The organism is Streptomyces sp. NPDC026673 (assembly GCF_040638135.1).
Classification (GTDB): domain Bacteria; phylum Actinomycetota; class Actinomycetes; order Streptomycetales; family Streptomycetaceae; genus Actinacidiphila.
The window spans coordinates 53,242-71,049 of sequence record NZ_JBEZXR010000036.1 but is presented as its reverse complement, the minus strand read 5'-3'; the positions used below and the strand labels follow the sequence as shown (position 1 = coordinate 71,049).

The 17,808-nt window shown below is 74.9% G+C and carries 12 protein-coding genes; 7 read left to right on the top strand and 5 right to left on the bottom strand.

Annotated features, from left to right (window positions below):
• Window positions 1-19: 19 nt before the first annotated feature.
• Window positions 20-403, top strand: a complete 384-nt coding sequence (locus tag AB0F62_RS23860) for a helix-turn-helix transcriptional regulator (RefSeq protein ID WP_018561778.1) — start codon at window positions 20-22, stop codon at window positions 401-403.
• A gap of 667 nt (window positions 404-1,070) precedes the next feature.
• On the opposite strand, the gene AB0F62_RS23855 is transcribed toward AB0F62_RS23860, so the two are convergent.
• Genes AB0F62_RS23855 through AB0F62_RS23845 form a run of 3 tightly spaced genes read right to left on the bottom strand, consistent with a single transcriptional unit; the run spans window position 1,071 to window position 7,457 of the window.
• The gene (locus AB0F62_RS23855) at window positions 1,071-1,868 is read right to left on the bottom strand and encodes an SDR family NAD(P)-dependent oxidoreductase (protein ID WP_361802501.1); all 798 of its coding nucleotides are present in this window, start codon (window positions 1,866-1,868) and stop codon (window positions 1,071-1,073) included.
• Between the two features lie 36 nt (window positions 1,869-1,904).
• A complete protein-coding gene (locus tag AB0F62_RS23850; RefSeq protein ID WP_361802498.1) occupies window positions 1,905-2,729 on the bottom strand; it encodes a DNA-formamidopyrimidine glycosylase family protein in 825 nt (274 codons plus the stop codon).
• 27 nt (window positions 2,730-2,756) lie between these two features.
• Complete coding sequence (locus tag AB0F62_RS23845) at window positions 2,757-7,457, bottom strand: ATP-dependent helicase (RefSeq protein ID WP_361802495.1); 4,701 nt, start codon at window positions 7,455-7,457, stop codon at window positions 2,757-2,759.
• A 162-nt stretch (window positions 7,458-7,619) separates the two neighbouring features.
• Here AB0F62_RS23845 and AB0F62_RS23840 point away from each other — a divergent pair, with 162 nt between their 5' ends.
• From AB0F62_RS23840 to AB0F62_RS23825, 4 genes are read left to right on the top strand one after another with little or no spacing between them, the layout of a single operon-like run.
• Window positions 7,620-8,468 (top strand): AraC family transcriptional regulator, encoded by an 849-nt coding sequence (locus AB0F62_RS23840; RefSeq protein ID WP_361802492.1) that lies wholly within the window; start codon window positions 7,620-7,622, stop codon window positions 8,466-8,468.
• Between the two features lie 25 nt (window positions 8,469-8,493).
• Window positions 8,494-9,210, top strand: a complete 717-nt coding sequence (locus tag AB0F62_RS23835; RefSeq protein WP_361802539.1) for an AzlC family ABC transporter permease — start codon at window positions 8,494-8,496, stop codon at window positions 9,208-9,210.
• The gene (locus AB0F62_RS23830; protein WP_361802489.1) at window positions 9,207-9,515 is read left to right on the top strand and encodes an AzlD domain-containing protein; all 309 of its coding nucleotides are present in this window, start codon (window positions 9,207-9,209) and stop codon (window positions 9,513-9,515) included. Before AB0F62_RS23835 ends, AB0F62_RS23830 begins: the two co-directional genes overlap by 4 nt.
• Window positions 9,516-9,564: 49 nt before the next feature.
• The gene (locus AB0F62_RS23825) at window positions 9,565-10,791 is read left to right on the top strand and encodes a helix-turn-helix domain-containing protein (RefSeq protein WP_361802486.1); all 1,227 of its coding nucleotides are present in this window, start codon (window positions 9,565-9,567) and stop codon (window positions 10,789-10,791) included.
• Window positions 10,792-10,797: 6 nt separating this feature from the next.
• On the opposite strand, the gene AB0F62_RS23820 is transcribed toward AB0F62_RS23825, so the two are convergent.
• Window positions 10,798-11,700, bottom strand: a complete 903-nt coding sequence (locus AB0F62_RS23820) for a hypothetical protein (protein ID WP_361802483.1) — start codon at window positions 11,698-11,700, stop codon at window positions 10,798-10,800.
• Between the two features lie 163 nt (window positions 11,701-11,863).
• Between AB0F62_RS23820 and AB0F62_RS23815 the strand changes: the two genes are divergently transcribed.
• Both AB0F62_RS23815 and AB0F62_RS23810 read left to right on the top strand, forming a co-directional pair.
• A complete protein-coding gene (locus AB0F62_RS23815) occupies window positions 11,864-13,042 on the top strand; it encodes a hypothetical protein (RefSeq protein ID WP_361802480.1) in 1,179 nt (392 codons plus the stop codon).
• Between the two features lie 99 nt (window positions 13,043-13,141).
• A complete protein-coding gene (locus AB0F62_RS23810; RefSeq protein WP_361802477.1) occupies window positions 13,142-15,574 on the top strand; it encodes a SpoIIE family protein phosphatase in 2,433 nt (810 codons plus the stop codon).
• Between the two features lie 46 nt (window positions 15,575-15,620).
• Here AB0F62_RS23810 and AB0F62_RS23805 read toward each other — a convergent pair whose 3' ends face one another.
• Complete coding sequence (locus AB0F62_RS23805; RefSeq protein ID WP_361802474.1) at window positions 15,621-17,714, bottom strand: SpoIIE family protein phosphatase; 2,094 nt, start codon at window positions 17,712-17,714, stop codon at window positions 15,621-15,623.
• Window positions 17,715-17,808: the final 94 nt, after the last annotated feature.

The following is a 17,808-nucleotide window of genomic DNA, read 5'->3' as shown; positions in this document are numbered from 1 at the left end:
TCCGAGGAGGGAGCCACCGATGATTCTGCTCCGTCGCCTGCTCGGTGACGTGCTGCGTCGGCAGCGCCAGCGTCAGGGCCGCACCCTGCGTGAGGTCTCCTCATCCGCCCGGGTCTCCCTGGGCTATCTGTCGGAGGTCGAACGAGGGCAGAAGGAGGCTTCCTCCGAACTGCTCTCCGCGATCTGTGACGCCTTGGACGTCCCGATGTCCGAGGTGATGCGGGAGGTCAGCGACGATCTGGCGCTTGCCGAACTCGCCGAGTCGGCTGCTGTCGGTTCGGCAGCCGCGCCTATGCGGCCGCTGCTGGGCGCGGTTCCGTCCGTACCGTCCGGTCCGGACGAGCGGGTCACCATCAAGGCGCCGAAGGCGCCCACCGAGGCCGTGGACGTCGTCGCGGCCTGAGCGACACACAGCAGTTCCGAACCGTGGCCCCGGCCGGTGGACAACCGGCCGGGGCCACGGCGTGTCCGCGTTCGCTTCCCCGATGCGGGGGCGCCGTGGGGCCGGGAGAGGGCACGCGGGGGGAGGGAAGGGCGGGGAGACGGGTGGGGGAGAGCGACGGGGGCGGTCGCCGTGGGTTGCCTTCGGTCCCGGGATTGTCGCAGGTAGTAGCCGTATGCGTCCTCCGTTCGAGTGAACGTTGTGCAGGGTGGGGCGGCAGAGGTCTAGAGATCTTGCCGGAAGGGGATCGCACCTGTGTACGGGGAAAGCCCGGGATTGGGTCCCTGGTGATTCCCGCCGCAACCTCGGGGCTCCGAAGGAGGCGGCCATGTGTGTTCTCCGCCTGTTTCACGAGCTGTGGGCCCGGCGGCCCTTCCGCTGGGCGATCGCTGTCGTCGCGGGTTTGGTGTGGTGGTGGGCCCTGCTGAGGCTCGTCGTCCAGCCCGCCCAGGCGGGCCCCTTCGAGGGTCTGGTCGTGGCCGGAGGCTGGGGGCTCAGCATCGTCCCCCTGCACACGGCGAGGTGGTCACGGGGATCGTCATCCGCCGCCCGGGCGGCCGTCCGTGAGGCCGGCGCTCCCGCGTCCGACGGGCCCGCGGGAAGACTCCCGGGGCCGCGCGATCGCGCACTACCAGGGCATGACGACGCCCCCGTTGGGGCGCAGGATCTGGCCGGTCGTGAAGGCTGAGGCGTCCGAGGCCAGGAAGAGCACGGTGTGCGCCACGTCCTGAGGAGCGCCCACACGCCCCAGCGGCGCGGCGCGCACCAGCGCCTCTTCGGCGCGTGCCTGGGCCCGCTCGTCGAAGAGGCCGTCGGGGCCGGTGCCGTAGTGGCTCGTCATCGGTGTGCGGACGAAGCCGGGCGCTACGGCATTGGCCCGTATCCCGTACGGGCCGAGCTCGGTGGCCAGGGTCCGGGTCAGCTGGACCACGGCGGCTTTGGAGACGCTGTAACACAGCAGCCCCCGGGCGCCGGTGTCGATGGCGCCGGAGGCCATGGTGACGATGCTGCCGGCACCCCGCTCGGTCATCGGGCGGGCGGCCTCGCGGGCGCAGTGCAGTACGCCCTTGAAGTTCACCGACAGCACGCGGTTCAGGTCGCCGTCGTCGGTGTCCAGGACGGTGCTGGAGTGCATGACGCCGGCGATCGCGGCGAGGACGTCCAGCCGGCCATGGGCCTCGACGGTGGCGGCGACGGTCGCGGCGACCTGCGCCCGGTCGGTGACGTCCAGGGGGCGTGCCTCGGCGGCGCCGCCGGCCTTCACGGCGAGTTCGGCGGTGTGCCGGGCTCCGGGTTCGTCCACGTCCGCGCAGACGACGGTGGCCCCTGCCTGGGCGAGCAGGAGCGCGGAGGCCCGGCCGATGCCGCTCGCGGCACCGGTGACGAGGGCGGTGCGCCCGGTGAGGTCGTACGCCGGTACGGTCATGCCGCGACGGTACGGCCGTATCTGACGGTGCGTCAATTAGCGTGTGGCGCGGGACGCGGGTGAGGGCGCGGGTGCGGGGCCGCGCTGGCAGCGCGGACACCAGTACGTCGCCCGGGCCTGCCCGGGCGGGCCCAGCTCGGCGACGCGGATCGCCGTTCCGCAGCGCAGGCAGCCGTGCCGGTCCCTGCGGTACACCCAGTGCGTCCGGCCGCGCCGGGTGTCGCCGGTGGTGATGTGGCCGTGCCGGGTCTTGTTGGCCTGCAGCAGCCTCCTGGCGAGCGCGACGACCTGTTCGGGCTCGGGGACCTCGCCGACCGGCGTCCAGGGCGTGACACCGCGCAGAAAGCACAACTCGCACTTGTAGACATTGCCGATGCCCGCCAGATTGCGCTGGTCGAGCAGCGCCTCCCCGACCGGCCGGGCCGGATCGGCGGTCAGCCGGCGCAACGCTTCGGCCGGATCCCAGTCCGGGCCGAGCAGATCCGGGCCGAGGTGGCCGACGGCCCGGTCCTCCTCGGCGGTGCGCAGCAACTCCAGCACGGGCAGCCGGTACCCGACAGCGACCCGTTCGGCGTTGGCGAGCACCGCCCTGACCTGGTGGTCGGGGCCGCCCCGCCAGCGCTCACCGGGCGCGTACAACTGCCAGGAACCGTCCATGCGCAGATGCGAGTGGAGGGTCAGCCCGCCCTCGATCCGGGTCAGCAGATGCTTGCCGCGGGCCACGACCTCCTCCACGCGGCGGCCCGACAGATCGGCCGTCGCCAGCCGTGGCACGCGCAGGTCCGCACGGAGCAGGACGTGCCCCGCCAGCGCCCAGTGCAGCCGGTGCGCGGCCAGCCAGATCGTGTCTCCCTCGGGCACGGATCCCCCTGATCCCTTCGTTCCTGTTCAGGCCCGCAGCCGCAGGCCGCGGGGGGTGGCGTGGAAACCGGCCGCCTCCAGGGCACGGCCGAGGGCCGAGGTGAGGGCGGACTCGCCGTTGGTGCGCTCCACCGTGAGCCGGCCCAGGGCCCCGTCCCGCACCGCCAGGGCCAGCGCGTCGGTGGCCGCGCGCAGCCGCTCCTCGCCCCGGCCGCCCTCCTCGGCCCCGGTCTCCGTGGCGCCGGGCCAGGCCAGCAGCGTCTTGCCGCCACGCTCCACGTACAGCGTCAGCTCGCCGTCGACGAGGACGACCAGGGCGCCGGCCTTGCGTCCCGGCCGGTGGGTCACCCCGGCGGGCTGCTCCGGCCACGGCAGGGCGGCGCCATAGGCGTTGGCCGGGTCGGCCGCGGCCAGCACCACCGTGCGGGCCTTGTCATACCGGGCCTCCTCGCGGTCCCGCGCGTTGCCGATGGCCCGCAGCCGGTCCACGGCGCCGTCCATGGCGAACTGCGCGGCGCCCAGGCCCTCCACGACATAGCCGCGGCGTGCCTGGCCGGTCTCCTCGAAGGCCGACAGCACGCGGTATGCGGCGGAGAAACCGCCCTCCATGCCCTCGGCGGCCACGGCACCCCGGGTGACCACGCCGTGCCGGTCCAGCAGCGTGTGGGTCAGGGCGTGAGCCCGGTGCGTCGCGTCGGGCTCCGCGGCCGGGACGAGCGACCAGCGGCCCGCGGTCGTCGGCGGGCCGCCCCGCGAGGCCGTGACACGCGGCGCGGGCCGGCCGCCGCGGGCCGTGAGGGAACCGTAGCGGCCGCGGGGGACCGCGCGCGGCGCCCGGTGCGCGGTGGAGCCCGCCGTACGGCCGGAGCCGAGCAGGGCGCGCAGTGGGGAGAGCGTGTCATTGGTCAGCCGGCCCGACCAGGCCAGATCCCAGACCACCTCGGCCAGTTCCGGATCGGACACCTGATGCCCGGCGGCGAGGACCTGCTCGGAGATCTGCCGGAAGAACAGGCCGTAGCCGCCCGAGAGCCCGTCCAGGACGGCCTTGTGCACGGGCGAGAGCTCCAGGGGCTGCGGCTCCGGCAGCAACAGGGGCGCGGTGTCGGCGAGATAGAGCGACACCCAGCCGTCCTTGCCCTGCAGCGCGCCCGCGCCTGCCCACACGATCTCGCCCGCCGACGTCAGCTCGTCCAGCATGGCAGGGGTGTAGTCGGCCACGCGGGCGGGCAGGACGAGCTTCTCCAGGGCCGAGGCGGGCACCGCGGCGCCCTGGAGCTGCTCGACGGCCCGCACCAGGCCGTCGAGCCCGCGCAGGCTGTGCGTGCCGACGTGCTGCCACTGCGGCAGGAAGGTGGCCAAGGTGGCGGGCGGGACGGGCTCCAGCTCGTGCCGCAGCGCCGCCAGCGAGCGCCGCCGCAGCCGCCGCAGCACCCCCGCGTCGCACCACTCGTGGCCCGCGCCGCCCGGCCGGAACTCGCCCTGCACGACCCGGCCGGAGGCGGCGAGCCGGTGCAGGGTGCCGTCGGCGACGGCGGTGCCCAGACCGAAGCGCCGGGCCGCCTCGGCGGAGGTGAACGGCCCATGGGTGCGGGCGTAGCGGGCCAGCAGATCCGCCAACGGGTCCTTGACGGGCTCCGTGAAGGCCTCCGGCACTCCGACCGGCAGTGCGGTGCCCAGGGCGTCCCTCAGGCGCCCGGCGTCCTCCACGGCCGCCCAGCGGTCCCCGCCGGCGATGCGGACCCTGATCGCCCGGCGTGCGGCCTCGAGCCCGGCCGCCCAGCCCGGCTCCGCACCGCGGGCCGCCAGCTCGGCGTCGTCGAGCGGGCCCAGCAGCCGCAGCACGTCGGCGACCCCTTCGGGATCCTTGATCCGCCGCTCCTCGGTGAGCCACTGCAGCTCCCGCTCCAGCTCCACCATGACGTCGGCGTCGAGCAGCTCGCGCAGCTCGGCCTGGCCCAGGAGCTCCGCCAGCAGCCGCGAGTCCAGCGAGAGCGCGGCCGCGCGCCGCTCGGCCAGGGGCGAGTCGCCCTCGTAGAGGAACTGCGCCACATAGCCGAAGAGAAGCGACTTGGCGAAGGGCGACGGCTCGGGGGTCGTGACCTCCACGAGACGCACCCTGCGCGACTCGATGTCGCCCATCAGCTCGACCAGCCCGGGGACGTCGAAGACGTCCTGCAGGCACTCGCGGACGGCCTCCAGCACGATCGGGAACGAGCCGAACTCCGAGGCCACCTGGAGCAGCTGGGCGGCCCGCTGGCGCTGCTGCCACAGCGGGGTGCGCCTGCCGGGATCGCGGCGGGGCAGCAGCAGCGCCCGGGCCGCGCACTCACGGAACCGCGACGCGAACAGGGCGGAACCGCCGACCTGGTCGGTGACCAGCTGCTCGACCTCGCCCTTGTCGAAGGCGACGTCGGCGGCGCCGACCGGCGACTGGTCGGCGTCGAACTCGCGCCCCTGGCGGGCCGGATCCACGTCCAGCAGGTCCAGGCCCATCAGATCCGCGTCGGGCAGGCGCAGCACGATGCCGTCGTCGGCGTGCATCACCTGGGCGTCGAAGCCGTACCGCTCCCCGAGCCGGGCGCCCAGCGCGAGCGCCCACGGGGCGTGGACCTGGGCGCCGAAGGGGGAGTGGACGACCACCCGCCAGTCGCCCAGCTCGTCCCGGAAGCGCTCGACGACGATGGTGCGGTCGTCGGGCACATGGCCGCAGGCCTTGCGCTGCTCGTCCAGGTAGGCCAGCACATTGTCGACCGCCCACGGGTCCAGACCCGCCGCGGCGAGCCGCGCCCGACCGCGCGCCGGTTCCAGGGCGCCGACCTCGCGCAGGAACGCGCCGAGCGCCCGGCCCAGTTCGAGCGGGCGGCCGAGCTGGTCGCCCTTCCAGAACGGCAGCCGTCCGGGCACACCCGGGGCGGGGGAGACCAGCACCCGGTCACGCGTGATGTCCTCGATCCGCCACGAGGTCGTGCCCAGGGTGAAGACATCGCCCACCCGGGACTCGTAGACCATCTCCTCGTCCAGCTCGCCGACCCGGCCGCCGCCCTTCTTCGGATCGGCGCCGGCCAGGAACACCCCGAACAGGCCGCGGTCGGGGATCGTGCCGCCCGAGGTCACCGCCAGCCGCTGGGCGCCGGGCCGGCCCGTCACCGTGTTCGCCACACGGTCCCACACCACCCGCGGCCGCAGCTCCGCGAAGGCGTCCGAGGGATAGCGTCCGGCCAGCATGTCCAGCACCGCGGTGAACGCCGAGTGCGGCAGCGCCGCGAAGGGCGCGGCCCGGCGCACCACCGCCAGCAGCTCGTCGACGTCCCAGGAGTCCAGCGCCGTCATCGCGACCAGCTGCTGCGCGAGCACGTCCAGCGGATTGGCCGGGATACGCAGCGCCTCGATCGCGCCCTCCCGCATCCGCTCGGTGACGACCGCCGACTGCACCAGGTCGCCGCGGTACTTGGGGAAGACCACACCCGTGGAGACCGCCCCCACCTGATGCCCGGCCCGGCCCACGCGCTGCAGCCCGGACGCCACGGAAGGCGGCGACTCCACCTGGACGACCAGATCCACCGCGCCCATGTCGATGCCCAGCTCCAGGCTGGAGGTGGCGACGACGGCGGGCAGCCGCCCCGCCTTCAGATCCTCCTCGACCAGGGCGCGCTGCTCCTTGGAGACCGAACCGTGGTGCGCCCTGGCCAGCAGCGGCGGCGCCCCGTGCGCCGCGCCGGACTGCGCCATGATCTCCGCGGGCGGCGCGCCCTCCGGGAGCGGCTCGCCCACGGCCCGTTCGTACGCGATCTCGTTGAGCCGGTTGCACAGCCGCTCCGCCAGGCGGCGCGAGTTGGCGAAGACGATCGTGGAGCGGTGGTCCTGCACCAGGTCCGCGATGCGCTCCTCGACGTGCGGCCAGATCGAGGGCCGCGGGTCGTCGCCCTCGGTGGCGGGCGATCCGCCCAGCTCGCCCAGGTCCTCGACCGGGACGACCACGGACAGGTCGAACTCCTTCTCGGACGGGGGCTGGACGACCGTCACCTTGCGCTGCGGCGACAGGAAGCGCGCCACCTCGTCCACCGGGCGGACCGTCGCGGACAGGCCGATGCGCCGCGCGGGGCGCTCCAGCAGCTCGTCCAGCCGCTCCAGCGACAGGGCGAGATGCGCGCCGCGCTTCGTCCCGGCGACGGCGTGCACCTCGTCCAGGATCACCGTCTCGACGCCCCGCAGCGACTCGCGGGTCGAGGAGGTCAGCATCAGGAAGAGCGACTCCGGGGTGGTGATCAGGATGTCCGGCGGGCGGGTGGCGAGCGAACGCCGCTCCGCGGCCGGGGTGTCGCCCGAGCGGATGCCCACCCGGACCTCCGGCTCGGGCAGCCCGAGCCGTACCGACTCGTGCCGCAGGCCGGTCAGCGGACTGCGCAGATTGCGCTCCACGTCGACGGCGAGCGCCTTCAGCGGCGACACGTACAGCACGCGGCAGCGGCGCTTGGCCTCGGCGGGCGGCGGCGTCGACGCCAGCCGGTCCAGCGCGGCGAGGAAGGCCGCGAGGGTCTTGCCGGAGCCGGTCGGGGCCACCACGAGCACGTCGGAACCCCCGGCGATCGCCCGCCACGCCCCCGCCTGCGCGGCGGTGGGCGCGCTGAAGGCCCCCGTGAACCACGCGCGCGTGGCCGGGGCGAACGCGTCGAGGGCGCCTGCCGGATCCCGCTCCTCCGGGGTACCCCCATTGCTCCGTCGCGACATGCCATCCATCCTGCCTCGCCCCACTGACAAACCGCCCCCACCGTGCTGCGCCGGGCATCGGCGGCGTGTGCGGGCCGCCGTCACGCGCCGTGGCCCCACCGTCTTCGGTCCACCCGGTCACAGGAGGGTCGGGAGGCGGCCGGCTCCCCGCAGAATGGGGGCATGGGGTCGGACGAGCGGGCGAGGTTCTGGAGGCATCCGGGGTTGCCGGACGTCGATCTCCTGCGGGCGCGGTACGTGCGCAAGACGTTCGTCCGGCACACGCACGAATCCTTCGTGATCGCCGGGATCACCAAGGGCGTCGAGGCCTTCCACCACCACGGGACGATCGAGCGGGCGGGGCCGGGGGCCGTGGCGCTGATCAACCCCGACACCGCGCACACCGGGCACGCCGGGGTGCCCGAGGGATGGACGTACAGCGTGGTGTACCCCGGCGCGGACGTCGTGGCCTCCGTCGCGGCGGAGACGACGGCGCTGCGCGGGACGGCGGGCTTCGCCGTGGCGGTGGCCGAGGACCCGTACGCGGTCCACCTGGTCACCCAGGTACTGCGGGCGGCCGACCAGGGGAACGCGCTCGCCGCCGACACCATGATGCGGCTCGCCATCGCCCGGCTGCTGCGCGCCCATGGAGGCGCGCTGCCCGACCGCGCCCCGCTGACCGCCGGCGCGCGCAACGCCGAGCGCGCCCGGCAGATCCTGCAGGAGCGCCTCGCCGACCCGCCGCCACTGGCGGAGCTCGCGGCGGAACTCGGCACAAGCCCCTTCGCGCTGCTGCGCGGCTTCCGCGACCTGTACGGCATGCCGCCGCACGCCTGGCTGACCGACGCCCGGGTCCGCCGGGCGCGGCGGCTGCTGGACGCGGGGAGCGCCCCGGCCGAGGCCGCCGTCGCGGTCGGCTTCACCGACCAGCCCCATCTGAACCGCCACTTCACGCGGATCGTCGGTGTGCCTCCGGGCGCGTACCAGCGAGAGCGCAAGAACGTACAAGACGTCGCCAAGGGTGCCGCCTAACGTCGGGCGGGTGACCGCAGCACCCATGGAGGCCGGGCAGCACCGGCAGCAACCGCCGCCCCCGTCCGCCACACCGCGCTCGGCGGTGATCCGCGACGCCCTCGGAGTGGGCGTCGCCGTCGGCCTGTCCGGCTTCGCCTTCGGGGTGACGTCGGCCGGGGCCGGGCTGAGTCTGCTGCAGACCTGCGCGCTCAGCCTGCTCGTCTTCACCGGGGCCTCGCAGTTCGCGCTCGTCGGCGCCCTGGGCGCGGGCGGCACGCCCTTCGCGGCCGCGGCCGGGGCGTTCTTCCTCGGGGTGCGGAACGCCTTCTACGGGCTGCGGCTGTCCGAACTGCTCCGCCTCCCGCGCGCGGTGCGCCCCTTCGCCGCGCAGTGGGTCATCGACGAGACCTCCGCCGTCGCCTTGGCGCAGCCCGACCGGGCGAGCGCCCGGCTGGGCTTCACGGTCACCGGCGCGAGCCTCTACGTGCTGTGGAACCTGACCACGTTCCTGGGCGCGCTCGGCGCCGCCGCGCTCGGCGACCCGGCCGACTGGGGCCTGGACGCGGCCGGCCCGGCGGTCTTCCTCGCGCTGCTCGCACCCATGCTGCGGGGCCGCCGCGAGCGGGCCACGGCGGCCGTGGCCGTGCCACTCGCCCTGGTGTGCCTGCCGCTGCTTCCGGCAGGGGTACCCGTCCTGGTCGCGGCGCTGGCCGCGCCCCTCGTCCTGGCCGTGACCCGTCGCAAGGAGGCCGGCCGATGAGCGTCTGGATCGCCGTCGGCGTCACCGCCTTCGGCTGCTACGCGGTGAAACTGCTCGGCCTGTCCGTCCCCGCGGGGTTCCTGGAGCGCCCCGTCGTACGACGCCTGGCCGCGCTCTTGCCCATCGCCCTGCTGGCGGCGCTCACCGCGCTGCAGACCTTCGGTGACGGCCGCACCCTCGTGCTCGACGCCCGCGCCGCGGGCGTGGCCGCCGCCGGCGTCGCCCTGCTGCTGCGCGCCCCCTTCCTGGTGGTCGTCGCGGTGGCGGTGGCGGTGACCGGAGTGCTGCGGGCCGTCACCGGGTGACGGGTTAGTGTGATCCGTCACAAACGTTGCGCATATGGGGGGTGGGGCGATGGCGGGCGACTCCCGGCCGGTCCTCTCCGACGCGGCCCGCGCCCTCGCGGCGCGCTGCGAGCACAAGGTGAACGAGATCGCCCGTTCGATGACGACCGGCGCCTTCGCCGATCTCCCCGGCTACGCGGAACTCCCCGCGGACATGAAGGACGGCGAACTCGCCGCGACCGCCCGCCACGGCCTGCGGCTCTTCCTGCGCCGGGTCGTCCACGGGGGCCCCGCCGAGCGGGCCGAACGAGCCGGACGGGGCGACTTCGACCGCTTCCGGGAGCGCGCCGCCCAACGGGCGGAGGAGGGGCTGCCCCTGCACCTCGTGCTCCGCAGCCATCTGCGCGGCACCACCGTGCTGTGGCGGGCGCTGCGCGAGGTGACGCGGCCCGGCGAGGAGGCCGCGCTCGCGGAACTCGCCGACGTCCTCATCGGCATCCAGGAGGGCATCGTCGGCGCCGTCTCCGAGACATATCTGGACGAGCAGAGCACGCTCGCCGCGGAACGCCGCGAGGAGCGCCGGTCCCTGGTGCGGGCGCTGCTGGACGGCTCCCTGCCGCCCGGCAGGTTCCCCGCGGCGCGGCTGGGCCTGGCGGACGGCGCCCTGGTGCTGGCCCTCGGCTTTCCCGCCGAGGACGTCCCCGGCCGGCCTCCCGAGGTCGCGCACCGCAGGTCACGCCGCGCCCAGGCCGCGCTCGACCGCGCCTTCGGCACCGAGGTGGCCGCCCTGCTCGACGACACCGGCGGCCATGCCGTCGTCCCCGGCGCCTTGGTGCCGGTCGGCGACGAGGGGCTGCTGTCACTGCTGCGCCGCGCCTGCTCCGCGGACGTACGGCTGGCCGCCGTGCAGGCCGCGGGCCCCGAGGACATCCCCGGCGCGGCCCGCACGGCGTCGGAGGTCCTGAGGGTGGCCCGGGCCGGGGGGCTGCCGCCGGGGCTGCACCGGCTCGACGACGTGCTGCTGGAGTACCACCTGTCGCGGCGCGACGAGAGCAGCGAACGCATAGCGGCGCTGCTCGACCCGATCGCCGGCCGCCAGGATCTGGTCGAGACGCTGCGCACCTATCTCGGCAGCCGCCAGGAACGCCGCAGCACCGCGCGGCAGCTGGGACTGCACCCCAACACCGTCGACAACCGCCTCGCCAGGATCGCCGAGCTCACCGGACTCGACCTCGCCGCGCCGCACGGCATCGCACTGGCACTGGCCGCCTTGCTGCTGCGCGACGCCGCCGGGTGAGCCGCCTCAGGTGAGGCGTCCGTACGCCCGCAGGGTGAGCAACGCGTCGATGGTGACCAGGGGCCGCCACTCCAGCAGTGTCCCGGGCGCCCACGGGGGCCGCCGGGCGGGCCAGCCGCCGTCCTCCCGCTGCCCGGCCTCCAGGCAGTCCAGCGCGCGCTCCATCTCCGCGTCCGTGAACCACTCGCGCGCCGGCGAGTCCGGCGTGCGCGCGTAGTCGCAGGCGGAGAACGGCTCACCGGTCGCCGGCCCGGACGGCGCGACCGGATCCGCCTGCCGCTCCGGGTCCAGAGCGACCAGTCGCTGCTCGCGCACGATCCGCCCCAGCCTGGCGGCGGCCGTCCGGGCCCGCGGCCGGTCGGGCGCGTGGTCCAGGAACGCCATGGCGGCCATGACCTCGTGCGGGTGGGACTTGTCGAGGGTCTCGATCACCGTCCAGCAGAAGTCCGTGGCGCGGAAGAGCCAGGCGTGCCACACCTCGTTGCGGTGCAGCGTGCCCACCACGGGACCGGTGGCCAGCAGGTCGCCCGGAGGGTTGTCCACCAGCGGCAGCCACGGCGCGACGGGAAAGCCGCGCAGCGAGGGGTGCAGCGCGGGCAGCGCGCCCTCCGGGGTCGACACGGCCGTCACATAGCGGCAGATCCGCTCCGCCCGCTGTCCGCCGCACCTGCCGATCTCGTCGAGTACGCGCAGCGCGTGGGCGACGTGGAGCGGCTGGCTGACCGTGCCGCGCAGGTCGGGCTCGAGGCCATGCCCAAAACCGTCGTCGTCGTTGCGGTAGGCGGACAGGGCGGTCTCCACCGCGTCCGCCGGGCCGTTCCGGAAGTGGTACGCGAACCTGCGCTGCTCGAGCACGCGTGCGGTCAGCCACACGAAATGCTCGGCGCGCTCTAGCGGGGTTGCTGGCATGTGCGCACAGTAGGCCTCCGTAAGCGCTCTGCACACAGAAGTGCCCACGGAGCACCCTGCCGTGCGACCACGCGCCCCCCAGTACGGGTCACAGGGCGCCGGGAGTTGACGACCGCGCTGTTCCCCGGACTTAATGTGCCGGGAAACAAGGGGGAGGGAAGTGGTGGTGGAGGATCCGCTGCTGTGGCGGGCCGGTTCCGCGGACCTGGCCGACTGGCTGGACGGCGTGCGGCGGGCGCTGCTCGGGGACGATGTCGCCGGATACGAGGTGTGGAGCGGGCCGGTCTTCCCCGACTACGGGAGCGTGATCCACCGGGCCGGCGACACCGCCGGGCTCGCCCGGTTCCTCGCCACCCGGGATGTCGGCACCCTGCGCGCCACCACGCGTCGCGGCGTACTGCAGGGGGAGACCTCGATCGAGCTGCGCGTCGAGGACCGTACCGGCGCCGACGCCCTGCGCGTCGTCCCGTCCGGCGAGCGCGCGGGCCGGGTACGGCTCACCGCCCCGGTCGCCGATCCGGCGGCCCTCGCCCGCTGGCTGCACCAGCTGTCGCCGCTGCTGCCCGTACCGGTCCCGCTCCGGGAGGCGTCGGGGGCCCCGCTGCCCGAGCCGCTCGCCGTCACTCTGTACCACCGGGCCGGCGACGTCCTGATCGGCCTGGAGGAGCTCGACGGGCGCCCGGCCGACGCCAGGCCGCGCCCGGCGCGCAAACGCGTGCTGGTCAGCACCCAGGCGGACACCCTCGCCACCGAGTCCGGCCTCCTCGTACACCCCGCCGTCCTGGAACTCAGGCCGGTCACGACGGCCGGCGAACTGGCCCGCTGGCTCGCCGAACTGGACGTCGCCTGGGGTGAGCGGCCGGAGCTCTCCGCGCTCACCGGCCGCGCCGCCAGGGCGGTCCTGCCGTACGGCAACCTCCGCGCGGAGGTGTGGAAGATCGAGCACGGAACGCCGATGCTCATGGTCGGCCGGCCGTTCGGCCCCCAGGTCACGGCCTCCGGACCGCCCGAGCGGCTGGCGCGGTGGGCCCGGCCCCTGCTCGACGTCGCGGTCCACGAGCGGGCCGCGTCCCCTTCGCGCCGCGCCCTGACGAAGTGGCTGCGCGGTGTGGAGGAGTCCGTCTTCGCCTCGCGCGCCCAGTGGACCGTCACCGCGTCCGCCGCCCCGCCCGGCGTCCTGCCCGCGGACCCCCTCACCAGCGCCGAGCTGGCCGACCTGCTGTCCGGCGCCCAGGAGGGCCGCGTCCCGGGCGTGGACCGCATCACCCCCGGCGAGGTCACCCTGATCGGAGCCGACGCCGCGTTCGGCCGGGTCGACGTCACGGGCCGCCCCGCACCCTGAGGTGCCGCGCCGGCCCCGCCCGCCCGGGCCCGGTGACGATGCGCCCGCGGCCTCCCGGGGGTTTGAATGGGAGGGGGGACCACGACATCGGACGACCGGGTGACTACACAGACCGACCTGGACAACCTCGGCTCGCCGCGCGGCGGCGTCCTGTTCGTCGTCGACGGGCGGGGCGACGTCGTCATGTGCACCGGATCGGTGCGCGAGCTGACCGGACGGGCGCCGGAGGAGGTCTGCGGGCGACCGGTCGCGGAGCTCCTGACGGATCCGGACATGTGGCCCCGCCACGTCGCCACGGCCCGTGCCGCCGGCGCCGTCGGTGCGGAGGGCGACGCGGAGCTGCGCCGCGGCGACGGCGGGCCGGTCCCGGTGCGGCTGCGGGTGCACCCGATGGCGGCGGGCGGGGGCCTGGTCGTGAGCGCCACCGCCATGCCGGTGGCCGAACGCCGCAAGGAGGACGAGGCCCTGCTCAGGGCGCTCTTCCAGCAGCGGCAGGTGGGACTCGCCATCCACGACCTGGCACTGAAGACCACCCGCTTCAACCTCCGCCCCGGCCTCGACCTGCCCGCCGAGTCCGGCGTCCGCGTGGATCCGACGGACTGGAGCCTGGAGGACGTCCTGCTCCCCAAGGACGCGGCGGCGCTCCGCGAGGAGCTCAGGCACGTGGCCGAGACCGGCGAACCGCTGGTCGACTGGGTGCACAGCGCGCGGCGCCAGGAGTCGCCGGACGTCAAACGGGTGGCGTCCTTCTCCGCGTTCCGGCTGCACGGCACCCACGACCGCCCGGTCGGGGTCGCCGTCATCTTCACCGACGTGACCCAGGAGTACGCGGCCCGCCAGCGCATGGAGCTGCTGCACGCCGCCGCGGAGCGCATCGGCCGCAGCCTGGACGTCTCCAGGGTCGCCCGGGAACTCACCGACGTCCTGGTCTCCCACGGATTCGCGGACCTGGCGGCCGTGGACCTGACCCACAGCGTCCTGATCGGGCAGGAGCCGGGGGAGTTCCGGCTCGGTGCGCCCTTCCGCAGGGTCGCGGTGGCCTCCCCGGACGGTTCGTGGCCGCCGGAGATCCACCCCCGGGGCGCCACCTTCCGCCTGCGCAGCCTGGAGAGCGACCATCTGCGCCGGGGGGCGATCGTCTTCCGGGCGGACCTGACCTCCTGGCGGGAGGGCCTGTCCGGGGACCCCGAACGCAGCCGTCTCCTGCTGCCCGACGCGGCCGAGTCCTTCCTGGCGGTGCCGCTGATCGCCCGCGGCCTGGTGCTCGGCGTCCTGCTGATGTGGCGGACGGCCGAACTCCCGCCCTACGGCGTCGGCGACGTCGGCCTCGCCGAGGAGATCGCCTCCCGGGCCGCGCTGGGCCTGGACAACGCCCGCCGCTACACCCGCGAGCACCGCACCGTCGAGGCGCTCCAGCGCAGCCTGCTCCCCCCGTCGGTCACCGAGACCAGCGCCGTGCTGACCGCGGGCAGCTATGTGCCGGCCGGCACGACCGAGGCCGTCGGCGGCGCGTGGTTCGACGTGATCCCGTTGTCCTCCAGCCGGCTGGCGCTGGTCAGCGGGGACGTCACGGGGCACGGCCTGAACGCGGCGGCCACCATGGGCAGGCTGCGTACGGCGGTACAGACCCTCGCCGACCTCGACCTGCCGCCCGGCGAACTCCTGGCCCACATGGACGATCTCGTGATCAGGCTCGGCGACGTCGCCCCGGAGCCCGGCGAGGAGGAGGACGGCACCCCTCGCACCGGCGCGATCGGCGCCACCTGCCTGTACTGCGTCTACGACCCCGTCGAGGGCCGCTGCGAGATGGCGAGCGCCGGGCACCCCCCGCCGGTGTACGCCGCCCCGGGCGCCCCCGCCGAGGTGATCGGCCTCAAGCCGGGCCCGGCGCTCGGCGTGGACAGCCTGCCCTTCGAGCCCGTCAGCTTCGAGGTCCCCCCGGGCAGTGTGCTCGCGTTCTTCAACGAGCCGCTGATCTCTCATCCCGACGGCTCCGCCGGAGAGCGGATGGGCCGGCTCTGCTCGGTGCTCGCGGCCGACCCCGCCGGGACCCGCACACCCACCCAGACCGGCCGGGCGATCCTCGACGAGCTGCTCGCGGAGCCGCCCGGCGACGACGTGACGCTGCTCGTGGCCCGCATGCGCGACCTGCCGCCCGGCTCCGTGGCCACCTGGGAGTTCCCCGCCGATCCCGCCGTGGTGGCCCGGGCCAGGACCGCGGTGGAGAGCCAGCTGGAGCTGTGGGACCTCAAGCACCTGGTGTTCACCACCGAGCTCATCACCAGCGAACTGGTCACCAATGCGATCCGCTACGGCGGCGCCCCGGTCGGGCTGCGCCTGATCCGCGACGAGACCCTGGTCTGCGAGGTGTCCGACCCGAGCCAGACCCAGCCGCGGTTGCGTCGCGCACGGCTGTCCGACGAGGGCGGCCGCGGGCTCTTCCTCATCGCCCAGCTCTCCAGCCGCTGGGGCAGTCGCTACACCGCGGGCGGGAAGACGATCTGGGCGGAGCAGCCGCTGTCCGAGTCGTGAGCGCCGCCGGGTGCGGGCCGGCACCGGGGTCCCGGCGCTGCTCCGGTCAACCGGACCACGCGGCCGGAATCGCCTGCTCGGTCCAGATGGTCTTGCCGTCCTCCGTGTACCGCGTGCCCCACACGTCGGCGAGCTGGGCGACGATGAACAGCCCGCGGCCGCCCTCGTCCACGGTGCGCGCGTGCAGCAGGTGCGGGGAGGCGGGGCTGCGGTCGCGGACCTCGCAGGTCAGCATCCGGTCGTTGATGAGGCGCAGCCGCAGCGGGGGAATGCCGTAGCGGATCGCGTTGGTGACCAGCTCGCTGACGATCAGTTCGGTGTTGAAGGCCGTGTCGGCGTCCGCCCCCCACGCGGCGAGCCGGCTGCGGACCAGGGCCCGCGCGGTGCCGACCGCCGTGAGGTCGTCCTGGAGCGGCCAGGAGGCGACCCGGTCCGGCGGGAAGCGGCGCGTGCGGGCCAGCAGGAGCATCGGCACACCCCGGTCGACGCCGGCGGGAAGGGTGTACATGATCTCGTCGCAGAGGTCCTGGAGCGGTCGGCCGTCCCCCGGGGGCCTGCCCTTGAGCGGGGTGGAACCGCCCGCCAGGTGCAGGGACAGCACGGGCGAGCTGGTGAAGGCCAGGACGCTGCCGTCCGGGATGTCGAGTTCGGCGGCTGCGAAGGGCGTGTCCCCGGCGGCGCCCAGCCGCGGGCCGTCCGGGATCTCGGGGATCTGGGCGCTGCCGTCCGGCCGTACGATCACCGGCGCCAGGTGACCGGCCCGGGCGACCGTGCATCTGCGGGTCAGCGGGTCGTACACGGCGTAGACGCAGGCAGCGGTGAGCGCCTCCCGGTGCAGCGGGTCGGCGGGCGGCAGCGAGGCGCGCTCGGAGGCCAGGTGCGTCGTGATGTCGTCGAGCCGGGCCAGCAGCTCGTCGGGACCGAGGTCGAAGGCGCTCAGCGAGCGGATGACGGTGCGCAACTGGCCCATCCCGGCGGTGGCGTGGATGCCCTGGCCGGAGACGTCCCCCACGACCAGTGCGGTACGGGCGCCGGACAGCGGGACGGTGTCGTACCAGGCCCCCGACGCGCTCTCCTTCGCCGTCGACAGGTAGGCGGTCTCCAGCGCCGTGTGCGAGACGGGACGGCGGGGCAGCAACTGCCGCTGCACCGTCGCGGCGATGCTGTGCTCCCGGGTGTAGCGGCGGGCGTTGTCGATGCACAGGGCGGTGTGGTCGGCGAGCTGCAGCGCGATCTCGACGTCGTCCTCGGCGTACGGTTCCGGCCGGGCCGAGCGGTACAGGCTGATCAGTCCGAGGACGGCCCCGCGCAGGGACAGCGGCACCGTCAGCAGCGTGTGCGCCCCCGAGGCGCGGATCGCCAGCGCGCGGGCCGGGTCGGTGGCCAGCCAGGGCAGCCCCGCGTGCAGCCGCAGGACGCGCGGCCGCAGGTCGGACAGCGCCTGGGTGTACGGGGTCGGGTCGGGGAGGCTCCGCACGTCCCCCACCGGGTACGCCTGCGGCTGCCCGGGACCGGCGCCGCCGCGGAAGGCGGCCCGCCGCAGCGGGGTCCCCCGGGGCAGCGGCGACATCGGCGGCTCGTCACCGCGGACCACGGCGTCGACGACCTCGACCACGGCGACGTCGGCGAAGTCCGGCACCACGGCGTCGACGAGTTCCTCGCAGGTCACCACCACGTCCAGGGTGCGGCCCACGCGGTCGCGCACCGTGTGCAGAACCTCCAACCGGGCGCGTGACCTCTCCCGCTCCGTCACGTCGACCACGGCCAGCGCGACGCCGAGGACCGTCCCGTGCGGGTCCTCCAGGCGGAACGCGGAGACCGCGTAGGAGTGCCCTTCGCCGTCCCCGGCGACCGGACGCGCGCGCACCACGTCCTCGATCAGGGGAACGCCGGTCTCCAGCACCCGCCGTACGCGCCCCTCCACGTCGTCGGGGGAGACGACGGGATAGGCGTCGCGCAAATGCCGGCCGAGGAGGTCCTCCGCCCGCACTCCGCGCATGGCCGGGGTGCCCATGTTGACGCGGACGACACGCAGGTCGGGGTCGAGCAGATGCAGGCCGACCGGCGACTGGGTGAACAGGGCGTGCAGCATCGCCGTCTCCGCGTCGCCCGGGGGAACGGGCGGGCCGCCGTGCGCCACAGGTACCACCTCCGTCGGCGAACGCGCGATGGGGCACCGGACGGACGCCGCCTACGGTCGTCCTCCCAGGTTTAGTGCGAACCGCCGCACCTGG

Coding starts and splice junctions, on each gene's coding strand:
- AB0F62_RS23820 (WP_361802483.1), bottom strand. CDS start 11,700: ATGCCAGCAACCCCGCTAGAGCGCGCCGAGCATTTCGTGTGGCTGACC.
- AB0F62_RS23840 (WP_361802492.1), top strand. CDS start 7,620: ATGGGGTCGGACGAGCGGGCGAGGTTCTGGAGGCATCCGGGGTTGCCG.
- AB0F62_RS23830 (WP_361802489.1), top strand. CDS start 9,207: ATGAGCGTCTGGATCGCCGTCGGCGTCACCGCCTTCGGCTGCTACGCG.
- AB0F62_RS23825 (WP_361802486.1), top strand. CDS start 9,565: ATGGCGGGCGACTCCCGGCCGGTCCTCTCCGACGCGGCCCGCGCCCTC.
- AB0F62_RS23835 (WP_361802539.1), top strand. CDS start 8,494: ATGGAGGCCGGGCAGCACCGGCAGCAACCGCCGCCCCCGTCCGCCACA.
- AB0F62_RS23845 (WP_361802495.1), bottom strand. CDS start 7,457: ATGTCGCGACGGAGCAATGGGGGTACCCCGGAGGAGCGGGATCCGGCA.
- AB0F62_RS23855 (WP_361802501.1), bottom strand. CDS start 1,868: ATGACCGTACCGGCGTACGACCTCACCGGGCGCACCGCCCTCGTCACC.
- AB0F62_RS23860 (WP_018561778.1), top strand. CDS start 20: ATGATTCTGCTCCGTCGCCTGCTCGGTGACGTGCTGCGTCGGCAGCGC.